Genomic DNA, 11,793 nt, shown 5'->3' on the forward strand with positions numbered 1-11,793 from the left:
TGGCGAAAAGCCTCGCTAAGTCACCGAAAATGAAAACACATCCCCGCATCAACACCGCCTTGATGGCACTTGTAGCCGCTCTGATGGCCGCCACCATTGTAATCGCCGTGACAGATCCAGTCATGTTCAAAGACTCTTTCGCGGCAGAGGACGGCATTGTCGAATACGGCACGGCCATCTTCCTGGTCTTTGGTGCTCTCACCCTGTTCAGGCGCGCTTTTGCCGGTCATAAACTGGTTGGCCTTCGCTTTTCCATTCTGTCTGTGCTGTACGGCGCACTGTTCATCTTTGCCGCGGGGGAGGAAGTGTCCTGGGGTCAGCGGATCCTTGATATTGATACGACCGGCATCTTCCTGGAGCACAACGATCAACAGGAATTGACCCTGCACAATATGGTCGTCGGCGGTGTGAAACTGGACGAGGTCGTTTTCGGCAACCTTCTGTCTGTGGTTCTCCTGACCTATCTGATCCTGCTGCCGCTTCTCTGGTCACGGGCTGCGTGGGTTCGCAATCTGGGCACATGGCTTGCGGTGCCAGTGCCGCGACTGCAACATGCCTTGGCGACCTTCATTGTGACCGTGATTATTGGCGTGATCCCGGTTGATCGCAAATGGGAGGTCTACGAACTGGCCTTCGCGCTCATTTCCCTGGGCATCTTCCTGTTTCCGCAGAATGCAACGGCCAGTTCCACTCAGGTGGGCCAGGCTGGCGTCGGATTGCGTTCTGCCTCTGCCGAGCAATCGGACAGTGACATTGCGAATGCGTGACCCACATCGGTGATCGTCTGACGCCGCGTGTCCGCCAGTTTTCATTCCGCCACATATTTAGGCAAAAACTACAGAAATCCGCTCCAGCTTCGGATCTTACGCCGCATTGCAGAAAAATAGGGTCGTTTTCGGAACCTCTCCGCCAATTTGGCGTTAGTGTCCCGTGTGAGCGCAAACGCTCACGCGCTGAAATTTTGAGCGCGAAAGCCAAGTGGACCAATGGAGCACCCGATCAAGGATATCCCCACCAACCCCGCCTCTACCCCCAGTGACGGCCCCGAAGACAAGGCATCGTCAGCCCCGTACACGCGCGTGACCGTTCTCGGTGCAGGCAGCTGGGGCACCGCTCTCGCTGCGGTGATTGCCCGAAACGGACATGAGGTCCGACTTTGGTCGCGCCGCCCCGATCAAGCCGATACGATCAACAAGACAGGCCAGAACAAGGATTACCTCGACGGCATCGACCTGCCCAAGGGCATCACAGCGACCAGCGATCTGGCAGAGGCGCTTGATGGCACAGAGGCCGTTCTTCTCGTCACTCCTTCCTCCACCCTGCGGGCCATGTGCCAGGCCATCGCGCCGCACTTGCCCACAGGCATCCCGATCGCACTGGCCTGCAAGGGCGTCGAGCGTCGCACGGGTCTGCTGCTCAGCGAAGTGGTCATTGATGAGCTTCCGGGCCACGCGGTCGGAGCCGTCTCCGGCCCGACATTCGCTCGTGAAACCGCGCTGGACCACCCGACAGCCGCGACCGTGGCGTTCAATTTCTCCTACACGGATCGCCTGTCGCCCTACGCCAGCCCTGCCGCTCGACTGGCACTGACGCTGTCCGGCAACGGCTTTCGCCCTTATGTCTCCGACGATCTCGTTGGGGTCGAACTGGGCGGCGCAGTGAAGAATGTTATCGCCATAGCCTGCGGGATGATGTCCGGCGCAGGCTTTGCCGAGAACACGCGCGCGGCCCTGATCACACGCGGCATCGACGAGATGAAGCTGCTCGCCACCGCTTTGGGCGGACGCCGCGAGACCGTGACCGGCCTGTCCGGCGCAGGCGATCTGACACTGACCTGCTCCTCCACCACCTCGCGGAACATGTCGCTCGGCCATCAGCTGGGACAAGGTATTCCGCGTCCGTCCTGCTTTGAAGGCCGCAATGTCGTCGTAGAGGGCGAAGTCAACGCAGTCTCCGTCACGGACCTCGCCAAACGGGTTGGTGTGCCGATGCCGATCTGCGACACGGTGCATTCCGTGCTGCACGAAGGCGCTGACCTCAAGGAGGCATTTTCCGCCCTTTGGGCCCGCCCGATCGAGGCGGAGCCCTTTGGCATGGACCTCTTGCTGGCCCATCCCGCCCCCAAACAATCCCTGCAATTCGGAGAACCGTCGTGAACGTGCACGCCACCCCTCGCCCCGCCATTGCCGACCGCCGCTTTACTCTGGCCACCGACCTTGACGGAACCTTTCTAGGTGGCACCGATGCCGAGCGTGACCAACTGTACCGCTGGATCGAAGAGAACCGCGACAGCGTTGGCCTGATCTTCGTCACCGGGCGCGATCCGGAATTTATCATGGAAATGTGCCGTGATCGCCACCTCCCGTGGCCTGAATACGTCGTTGGCGACGTCGGAACGACAATCGCAGAGGTCACGGCAGACGGTCACGTCACCCCCATTCCCGCCTTGGAAGAAGACATTGCCGACCGTTGGAAAGACAGCGGCGACGTCGTCCGCACCACGCTGGACGGGCACCCCGGTCTGACGCTGCAGCCGACACCCTTCCGATACCGCGTAAGCTATGACCTCGACACTGCGAGCTTCGACGACAGCGCCAAGCATCGCGTCGAAGAGATGGGCCTCGACTGGCTGATCTCCGACAACAAGTATTTCGACGTGCTGCCCAAGGGGGTCTCCAAGGGCCCTTCCATCCGTCGTCTCGTCGAACATCTGGGCATCCCCGAGGCGCGCGTGCTGTGCGCCGGGGACACCCTCAACGATCTGTCCATGCTGGTCTGCGGCCTGCCCGCCGTCGCCGTGGGCAATTCCGAACCCGATCTGGTCGCCCGGCTTGATGGCCACGACACCTATCGCGCCAAGGCTCACGGCGCCGCAGGTATCCTCGAAGCCATCGCCGCGCTTGACCTTCACGACACGCCGAAAGGATAAACCATGCCGTCCGATCCGAAAGAACGTTCCAATCTGGTCATCGTCTATCACCGTCAGCCTTACGAAGAGGTCGAGGTAGACGGCAAGATCGAATACCATGAGAACAAGTCACCGAATGGCATCGTGCCCACGCTGAAGTCCTTCTTTGGCCGGTTCGACAAAGGCGCTTGGGTGGCGTGGAAAAACTCAGACGACCCGGCACATCCCGACTTTGAACGCGTCGTGGAGATCTCGGACGCCTATGGCACCTATAACGTGTCCCGCCTGCCGCTGACGCCGGAGCAGGTCACATCGTTCTATCACGTCACGTCCAAGGAAGCGTTTTGGCCAATCCTGCACGGCTTCAAGGAACGCTATAACTACGACCCCGTCGATTGGTCCACGTTTCGCGAAGTGAACTGGGCCTTCGCCGAAGCCGCCGCTGCCGAAGCGGCCGAGGGTGCCGTGGTCTGGGTGCATGACTACAATCTATGGCTGGTGCCGGGCTACCTGCGCACCCTGCGGCCTGACGTGAAAATCAGCTTCTTCCACCACACGCCCTTCCCCGGCGCGGACATTTTCAACGTCCTGCCGTGGCGCAAGGAAATCCTTGAATCACTGTTGGCCTGCGACGTGGTGGGTTTCCACATTCCGCGCTATGTGAACAACTTCGTGTCCGCCGCGCGGTCGCTGCTGGAAGTCGACACACAGAAGCGTGAGAAGGTGAAGCCGGAGCTGAACAACCAGACCTCTGCCCTCTCCGAGCAGTCTGTCGTCACCGAACTGGCGTATGAAGGACGGACCGTGCGACTGGCGGCCAGCCCGGTGGGTGTCGATGTGGAATACATCGAAAACCTTGCCAAAAGCGAAGAGACTGCCAAAAAGCTCGCAGAAATCCGCGAAAATCAGGGGGACCGCCGCCTGATCCTCTCTGTGGGTCGCACCGACTACACAAAGGGCGGTATTGAACAGCTTGAAAGCTATGAGCGCCTCCTGGAAAACCATCCGGAGCTGCGCGACAAAATCCAGTTGATGCACGTCTCCGTCGCGGCCAACGCCAACATGACCGCCTATCAGCAAATTCAGGAAGATCTCGAAAGCATGGCAGGCCGGATCAACGGCCGCTTTGGCAGCTTTGAATGGCAGCCGCTGGTCTTGATCTCGCGCCCCGTACCGTTCAAGGAGCTGGTCGCCTATTATCGCGCCGCCGACGTGGCGTGGATCACGCCGCTCGCTGATGGCATGAACCTTGTGTGCAAGGAATATTGCGCCGCCCGGACGGATGGAGACGGCGTTCTGGTACTGTCCGAATTTGCCGGTGCCGCGGTGGAGATTGCTACCGCCGTTCCGACGAATCCATTCAGCTACAAGAGCATGGACAGCGCTCTGCTACATGCGCTTGCCATGGATGAGGACGAACGCCGGGGCCGTATGAAGGTCGCCCGCGAGTTGGTGAAAAAGCAGGATGTCCGCTTCTGGGCGGAGGATCAGATGCGCGCATTGGATCTGGGCTCGGACGAAATGGCGAACGCCTCCGAACCCGCCTGATTTTTTCGTAGTTAATGACAAAAAGCGCCGCGCAACGGGTTTGCGCGGCGCTTTTTGATTCGAAAGTAAACAACCGACCGGAAAACCTCGGCGAACCGGTCTGTTCACACCCTACATAATGTTAGGTTCGGTAAAGGTTGCGTTTTTTCGTTGTGGACGAGCCCTTGCCCGGACACCAAATGTGGACCGTACGCGGGGTTAACTGCGGCGTACGATCCCCCTCTTGCAGGGCAGAAAGTTAACGTGCCGAAATGACCCCGGCGGTGCACCACTGGTCAAATTGACCGAGCACTGCGTCCACGAAAGCCGTATCATTGATGTGTGCGTCCACCTCTTTGAGCACAACATTCGCCGGGCAGGCCTCGCGAACCGCACCAACGAAAGCGGCCAGCCCGTCAGGGTCGCTGAGCGGCCCGCCGGTTCGATCCCACTCATTGCCGCCGTGCATCGGAAGCAGAAAGACCGTTTCACCCTGGGCTGTTGCAAGTTTGGCGCAAAGCTCCCGCGCCATGGCGCACCGCTGCTCAGTCGTCATCAAGACTGAGGACAGCAAGCGATTGTGCGCCTGTACCTCCTGCCCGCACAGCGCCTCCGGCACGTCGTGCCAGCCAATGAAATCGACCAGATCATAACACCCGATGGACACCATCTGAGGCGTTCCATTGGCTCCGGCGTTGGTCATGCGATCCGCCCCGGCAGAGAGCGCGGACCCCATCAAATGATTGCCAACCTCCTGCGGAGCGAAATCCATCACGCAGGCGAAAACCCCTTCAGCCGCTAGCGTCTCGAACGCGCGTCCCCCCATGCCTGTGGCGTGGAAAATGGCGACCTCGAACCCGCGCGCTTCCAAGGCAGGTTTCAACGCAACCATATAACGCAAAACGGTTTTCCCGAAGGACGTCATGCCAATCAGCGGTTTTTCAGTCTGCGGTTTCTCCACCGCGCGGGCAGCCCCGAGCACAGCGCCGGCGGCCTGAGACAAGGAAGACTTGCACACCGAGTTCAGCCCATAAAGCCCGCCGGCCCAGAGCATCATCTGGATGTCGGACGCCAGCCTCTCTGCGGGGATCAAGGGCGAAAAACTGACCGTAGAGACAACATATTTCGGCACTCCGAGCGGCAAGGCGGCGCAGACGTCCAGCGCGAGGTCAGTGCCCATCGTCCCACCCAGAACAATCACCCCGTCAAACAGCCCTTCGTGGTAAAGCCGCAAGGCCAAACGGGCCGCGCCGCATGCCATGATTTCCATGGCGCGGCTCTCATCCGCGAAAGAGATGGCCTCTGCGATGGAACTACCCGCCTCTTCCGCCACCACGTCCTTCGGATAATCGCATGACCTCGCGGGCTCCCCCAACACACCAACATCCATCGTGCGCACGCCGCCGCCCTGCCCCCGGATCACATCCGCAATGTAGTCGAGTTCCGCATTCTTCGTGTCGAAGGTGCCCACGATGAGGATAGTCCTGTCGGCCATGCTAGTCCTTTTCCGACTACCTTGAGGTTCTCAAATTAACCTATCTGACGAAGCCATGAAGCGATCTGTCCTGAGCATTGCCGGATTGTTCCACGCCGCCAAGCGGCAAATCCATCTCTGCACCGCCGTCGAGGTCACACGCACTAAACACCTCTATCTTTTTAACCAGTCATAGTGACCACGACAAATCTGCCGCCAAAAAACGCCACCGAAAAACGGCGTTGTTGCATAAAACGGGTAGAGGGCGATGCGGATCTCAGCAGTTTGCCGAACTGGATCCCGCACCATGATACGCCGCCCGAACGCCTTGAGGCATCGCATTCTGGCTTCGATACGACTTGTAGTAGCTGGACCAGTTTGCGGTTCTATAGCGGGGGGAAGACGCCTTCGGCATGCCACCGATCTAACCTACCGGATTCGTGATGTGATTCCCGAGCAGCCTTTACGCATCAACGCTATGCGGCAGGCTCTTTCGGTTTCTTAACAGTCGACATGGGGTTTGTCGGCATGAACCCCCATTCATTATTGACCGCTGTACTGAAACCAGAACCAATCAGGTTCATTTCGCGCTTGACCGATCCGGGGGCAACCTCACGCAACCAGCGATCACACCATTCTGAAAAATTGCTCGCGTCAAGATCACAAAGCCGAATCGCCGCGACCTTGTTACTCTGCAGCCGGTCAAGGCGCACGATATCCCAGCGGTGCCCGCGCTTGCTCGGTGAGACTTCTCTAAGGTATCGATCGAACGGAGATGAAAGGCTCTGCTCCGTCGCGACCTTTTCCCCGTTGACGATCAAATATACCTGCCGCGCGGCCCAATCTTGCGCCTGGCGTTTCGTCGGCCACAGTTTAGACCGCCGCACGCCGTGCTTTTGCACCTGTACGCGCCAGCCACTGTTCTGCTTTGAGAAGGTCGCCGTCCCCTCACTCTGTACCGAAGTGCGTCATTTGTGGGGAATTGTATGCGTGAAATTGCGCGACAATGGAAGCAACGGCGCGGATCCAAGGGACAAAGCCTTTGTATTGCTGCTAAATTCGCGCAGGAAGACGCAGGATGCGTTTGGTAAATGGTGCCCCCACACGGCACATCAAACTATATAAATATGAAATACTTGCTTTAACTGTGCGGGATATATGCGGGGTTGTACGGGTGTTTCGCTCCATCATGCGGATTAATGCCTGGGTTCCAATACAGACGCAGGTCTTGGACCTGCCCCAACCGACCGCAACGCAAGCACCGTAGCTTCGCATAGGTCATTGCAACGTCCAGATCCTTGCAAGGGACGTTGTCAGCGGTGTGACCGCAGTGGCATTTGATCCATAGAACGTGCATTTCTTTGCCAACATCCTACGCTTTGGCCTGCGCCGTTTCCAGACTGTGCAGGCAAATTGCCTTTAACGTTCGAACGCCTCCCATAAAATTCGTGCACGTCTCGGCATGACTGATGTCGCCGACCTGCAAGGCTCACTGCGAACATTCACGCGGCTGGCCACCGCTGCTTCCCCGAACTGCCCCTTCGCGGCAACGTGCAGCATCATCTTCCTGCCCGAGGTCAGCTGAGCGGGGTATTGCGGTCATATGGTCAAAGGCGGCTTCTACGCTGCAGCGACAGCTTGAGGTTCAAGAGTCGCTGGACCGTGGCGGACAATGAGCACAACTGGCTGGACGGCAAGCTCCACGAGATGGCGATGGAGGGGAACGTCGCGACGGTGTCCTTCGCGCTCAAGGTCCGCCTCGCCTACGCTTCGGGCGCGGCCCCGAGGGCGATAGCACCACCGTTCACGTCAAGACCAGCCTGCGCTCCGCAACGATGCCGGGAAAGTAGCAGCGCATGGTGAAATTTACTTCAGTCAGAAAGGCCCAATTAATCCAACAATCGAGTCAGTACTCTCAACTAACTGTCGCGATTTATCGGCAAATACACGCTAATTTTTTCTTTTATTTCGGTTCGCAAGGCAGGCGAGAGCTCACTCAAATTGTATCCGTTCTTTGTCATGGTTCTGAGGCCCTTTAGCTCCCTCTCAGAAAGACGTGAGCTAAAGGGGTGACCTGCCTCGCTTTTATTGAGATGGTGTGTGAATTCTGATGGCACTTGTGCGAGTGGTGCATCCTGCCTTTGTACGCTTCCCTCGAAATGGGCCCCGCTTTCAATTGCTATCGCATTATGTTTAACATCACCATAAACCTTAGCCGTCGAGCTTAGTCTAATTCTATTTCCGGAAAGCCCTCCAATTACGATGCCGTCTACGATCATTTCGTTGGCAAAGACACTTCCAGCAACGACCTGACCTTCCTTTATGATTAAGCGATTGCTGTATATATTTCCGACAGTAATACTCTCGCGCAAGTGCTGGCGTTCAATTGCACTTTCACGCATTTGAACTTGGTTCTTTATCGGATATTTTGCTGCTTCTAAGTAAGACTGTAGCCCTTCTGTGGAAACTGGAAGTCCTGTCGGTTCATGATGCCGTGCCTCGTTTTCTTTCTCGATTAGAAACGGCTCATACCTTAGGCCAAGAGTTTCTAAGTATCCCTTCTTTACAAAGCCAACCATCTCTGCACCATTCCGCACAAAGTGCCAAGGGATAAGCCCTTCGGCTTGTATAAGAGCCAAGTTGACCTCTGGGCTGTCCCTTTTCGTTATGCCAATGAGAAAATTTTCTGGATTATCTGTGAAAGCCTCCATAGCCCCTTTTGGGGGAGGGGTAAAAGATCGATCAACGAGAACAGCGTTTCCTCTGCGCAGCCTCTCTATATCTCGAATGTTAAAGTCCACCTGATTATTTCTTTTCGAATTAAACACAAGCCCTGTGTGGTTTGTGCGATAAATCCCTGGCGCGGTTTTTTCGAGGCGTCTCTCAATTTGTATCAGTCGTCCATCTATATCGCTGAGGGTGGATTTCGTCTCGTCTGCGTTTTGCTTTACTGACCTAGCAAGCTGAAAACTGGTAAGGTAACCATGAATAGTGGGGCCGCAGGTCCCTATGGCTATTCCGCTGGCCAACAAGCTGATGATTTCCGTTGCCATAACTTTCTCGCAAGTGCTGTTAGATGGGCGTACAATCAGAATTGTTAGGTTTGCGACGCCAGAACGCAAGGAAAATAAGCTCGTTCGGTCAGCGCTCTAGCGCTATCCTCGCCCGATGGTCAGCGCCGCCCCTTCCATCGACATCTACCCAACGCCGCTCCAATCGCGCGTCATGTCGCTGCCCATGGAGTACAATCTGCTGCTGGACTGTGGACACGGCGACGGCGACGGCATACCTATGCGATGATCTTTCAGGTGTTCCGCCGAGCGGAGCAGTATGGGATGCAGTCGCGGACGCTACCCCCCCTTCCGGACGCCGGGCGCGCTGTCGGAGCTGGAGCGATCATTCGCTGCAGTCTGACGAATGAGAATGTTGGGCTCGTTCCGGGCCTTCGCTGCGCGGCAGAGCCAAGCGCCTGGTCGCCCCGCGCGCAGCGTCGCTTCCGGCCCGCTCCGGACATTCGCCGGGCAGGCTATTGCTGCAGGGCAGCTTCCCCGAACCGGCCATCCAAGGCATAGTGCAGCATGGTCTGTCAGTCCAAGGTCGGCAGAGCGGACTTTTCTGCCGTTCGCTATGATCGCACGAGCGTCATGTCTCGAATGTCCTGTTGATCGACATCCCGCCCAAGAATTGCCTTGTAGGCCATCAGTTGACCCAGCGGCATCACGTCAATTTGGCAACCAAGCACCGATTTTGAGACGGAAGATTCGTAATCTATGGCTTGCTCAATCCATTCGCCGGTTTTGTAATTCTGTATTCTTAGATCCGCAGAGTCACCGATTTCGATCTTCTGACCATGATAGTTGATCTTGAGATAGGTGAGATCCCATTGTCCATCAATGATCGTCTCCGGGCCCCAGACAACGTACTCGCCTGTAGATTCTAAAAATTTTTCCCAATTGGGGTTGCCGAACGGCATATACAAATCAATGTCATGCAAGGGCCGTGACCCGCCGTGTGCCAACGCTGCCAACCCGCCCACGACCTGATAAGGTAAATGATGCCGCTTGGCTTCACAGACGATCCAAGAGAGCGCAGCTTGCTGCTTCTGTTTTTCCTGGTCGGGCATTGAATACATTTCCTACAAATCAGAATGAGGCTTTCAAGAAAGGATCGTCTGCGGTCGGATGTAATGTCAACAGACCCAGGTCGAATACAGGGCTCACCGAAGAGGTCACTGGCAGGCTCCGCAGCATCCGTTGCTCCGGGCTCGCTCCCGACCTTCGCTGCGCGGCAGGGCCAAGCGCCTGGTCGCCCCTCGCACGGCAGGCCCTGCGCTCGGGCTGGCCGTCGCTCGCGGCCCTTACCGGTCGCTCGAGCTTCCTCACGAATGCTGCGGCTGCAGCCCGCTTAGCCGCCATTCGCCTCAGCGGCAAAATCTGGCGTCTGGCGAACTCACAGATTGCGGGTTTTTAAGGGCTTTCGCTGCGGCTGCCCCAATCATCGCATCTTAGATCAGCACATCTATGCCCGTGCGGTCCATCTATCGATAACCACAAAAACAACAAATTATTTGACACCGTTAATATATATGTTATCTTTCCTGAAAGACCGATGGAGGGCGCATGGCAGATTCTTCAGAGTTTGAGGCGCAGGGCTTCATAACACCTGACGGGACGGAAATGGTGATCGTCCGGCGCAAAGATTGGGACGCCGTTTGCTCTCTTGCCGAGAGCGCGGTGGCCAAGATCGAGGAGGAAGCAATGAATATCCCTAACGATGTCGAGCAATATGTACAGCTAGGACTCAACCCCGTTGCCGCGTGGCGGCGCCATGTCGGCGTGACCCAGACAGTGCTTGCAGACAAAGTCGGCGTAACCCAGGCGGCGATTGCACGGATCGAAGCCGGACCGACCGGTGCGGGTCGTGACGATACGTTGACACGTATCGCCAAGGCGCTGGGCGCGCCGCTCGCGCACATCAATCCACCGGCCAAAACATCGGCCCAGCGTATGCGGAAGGCCATAGACAACAGCACCAACGCGAAGACCGGGCGCCTGCTCCAGTCTGCCTCGTCTAGCCGCTGAAACAACGGCCCTGAGCCGACATTCGCCAGGTGGTCATCGCGGCAACGCAGCCTTCCCGAACCGGCCTTACGTCACACGCAGCATTCTTGGGTTGGCAGGGGCACCCTATACTAGTCTGTCTCTTGGTTCAGAAGGTGATGCTGAAACCTAGGACACAAATCAGCAGCGCCATGGTGACCAAGGCGACAATGCGTGCCTTGAGGTTCGCCTCCTGTCCCGCCACGATCCGCCAGGCAATTGCGGTCAACACACCAACAGCCAATGGCGCTGCCGCAGCCCAAAGTACCAAGCCCTCGAAACCGCGCTGCATTCCGCAGCCTGCCGGGTCAGATTGGCAGCTCTGGCTTGCACAACTCAACGACAAAGCACCGAGGCTACCCATCCCTGTCAGTGTCACAACGACGGGAACGAGTGGACGTCTGGGCAAGGCGACAAGAGAAGCAGCGACAGTTCCCAGAACAGCTGCTGCTATCAATGCTGCGATAAAGCTCATACGCCCCCCACTTCGGTCCCGGTTCAACGCTGCGGCCAGGGCAGGATTCCCGCTATGGCTCCATTGCAGCGGTCGTGACTGGCTTCGGCCTTCGGTAGAATCAGGCGTTGCCGTCACCCAGTTTGCCTAAACGGGTCGTATGGAAGCCGCAAGTTCGGCCCACTGCGGACATTCCGCAAAAGGGGGCTTTGTTGCACAAATCGAAGTCTGGCCGAACTTCCCCCTTCCCCGGACGGAGTTACCCCACGGGCTCTGTGACAGGCATGCCAAGAGCGGTGTAGCGGTTAAGCACAGCGACACGCACCTGGAT

Annotated in this window: 11 protein-coding genes and 1 pseudogene; 6 read left to right on the top strand and 6 right to left on the bottom strand. The window is 57.6% G+C overall.

Features of this window, described 5'->3' with window-relative positions:
• Positions 1-29 precede the first annotated feature (29 nt).
• The 4 genes from J4E08_RS23080 to ggpS all read left to right on the top strand — a co-directional run bounded on the left by J4E08_RS23080 (position 30) and on the right by ggpS (position 4,456).
• Positions 30-767, top strand: coding sequence for a hypothetical protein (locus J4E08_RS23080; protein ID WP_349540509.1), 738 nt, complete (start codon positions 30-32; stop codon positions 765-767).
• A 219-nt stretch (positions 768-986) separates the two neighbouring features.
• On the top strand, positions 987-2,156 hold the full coding sequence (locus J4E08_RS23085; protein ID WP_349540510.1) for an NAD(P)H-dependent glycerol-3-phosphate dehydrogenase: 1,170 nt from the start codon (positions 987-989) through the stop codon (positions 2,154-2,156).
• The gene (locus J4E08_RS23090; protein WP_349540511.1) at positions 2,153-2,929 is read left to right on the top strand and encodes an HAD-IIB family hydrolase; all 777 of its coding nucleotides are present in this window, start codon (positions 2,153-2,155) and stop codon (positions 2,927-2,929) included. The genes J4E08_RS23085 and J4E08_RS23090 overlap by 4 nt, the downstream gene beginning before the upstream one ends.
• A gap of 3 nt (positions 2,930-2,932) precedes the next feature.
• The gene (ggpS, locus tag J4E08_RS23095) at positions 2,933-4,456 is read left to right on the top strand and encodes a glucosylglycerol-phosphate synthase (protein ID WP_349540512.1); all 1,524 of its coding nucleotides are present in this window, start codon (positions 2,933-2,935) and stop codon (positions 4,454-4,456) included.
• Between the two features lie 238 nt (positions 4,457-4,694).
• Here ggpS and J4E08_RS23100 read toward each other — a convergent pair whose 3' ends face one another.
• The 3 genes and pseudogenes from J4E08_RS23100 to J4E08_RS23110 all read right to left on the bottom strand — a co-directional run bounded on the left by J4E08_RS23100 (position 4,695) and on the right by J4E08_RS23110 (position 6,811).
• Positions 4,695-5,930, bottom strand: a complete 1,236-nt coding sequence (locus J4E08_RS23100) for a Tm-1-like ATP-binding domain-containing protein (RefSeq protein WP_349540513.1) — start codon at positions 5,928-5,930, stop codon at positions 4,695-4,697.
• Between the two features lie 153 nt (positions 5,931-6,083).
• Positions 6,084-6,275 (bottom strand): annotated as a pseudogene (locus J4E08_RS23105) (hypothetical protein); the annotation flags it as partial.
• A gap of 110 nt (positions 6,276-6,385) precedes the next feature.
• On the bottom strand, positions 6,386-6,811 hold the full coding sequence (locus tag J4E08_RS23110; protein WP_349540514.1) for a hypothetical protein: 426 nt from the start codon (positions 6,809-6,811) through the stop codon (positions 6,386-6,388).
• Positions 6,812-7,371: 560 nt separating this feature from the next.
• Here J4E08_RS23110 and J4E08_RS23115 point away from each other — a divergent pair.
• The gene (locus tag J4E08_RS23115; protein WP_349540515.1) at positions 7,372-7,494 is read left to right on the top strand and encodes a hypothetical protein; all 123 of its coding nucleotides are present in this window, start codon (positions 7,372-7,374) and stop codon (positions 7,492-7,494) included.
• A gap of 334 nt (positions 7,495-7,828) precedes the next feature.
• Here the strand turns inward: J4E08_RS23115 and J4E08_RS23120 are convergent, their stop codons facing one another.
• A complete protein-coding gene (locus tag J4E08_RS23120) occupies positions 7,829-8,962 on the bottom strand; it encodes a bactofilin family protein (RefSeq protein WP_349540516.1) in 1,134 nt (377 codons plus the stop codon).
• A 572-nt stretch (positions 8,963-9,534) separates the two neighbouring features.
• Positions 9,535-10,032, bottom strand: coding sequence for a hypothetical protein (locus tag J4E08_RS23125; protein ID WP_349540517.1), 498 nt, complete (start codon positions 10,030-10,032; stop codon positions 9,535-9,537).
• Between the two features lie 496 nt (positions 10,033-10,528).
• On the opposite strand from J4E08_RS23125, the gene J4E08_RS23130 reads away from it, so the two are divergent.
• Entirely contained in the window at positions 10,529-10,990 is a 462-nt protein-coding gene (locus J4E08_RS23130; RefSeq protein ID WP_349540518.1) for a helix-turn-helix domain-containing protein, read from the top strand.
• A 127-nt stretch (positions 10,991-11,117) separates the two neighbouring features.
• Here J4E08_RS23130 and J4E08_RS23135 read toward each other — a convergent pair whose 3' ends face one another.
• Positions 11,118-11,483 carry a hypothetical protein gene (locus J4E08_RS23135; RefSeq protein WP_349540519.1) on the bottom strand — a complete coding sequence of 122 codons (366 nt, stop codon included), beginning with the start codon at positions 11,481-11,483 and terminating at the stop codon, positions 11,118-11,120.
• Between the last annotated feature and the right edge of the window lie 310 nt (positions 11,484-11,793).

It is taken from the genome of Sagittula sp. NFXS13, from assembly GCF_040148795.1.
GTDB lineage: Bacteria > Pseudomonadota > Alphaproteobacteria > Rhodobacterales > Rhodobacteraceae > Sagittula > Sagittula marina.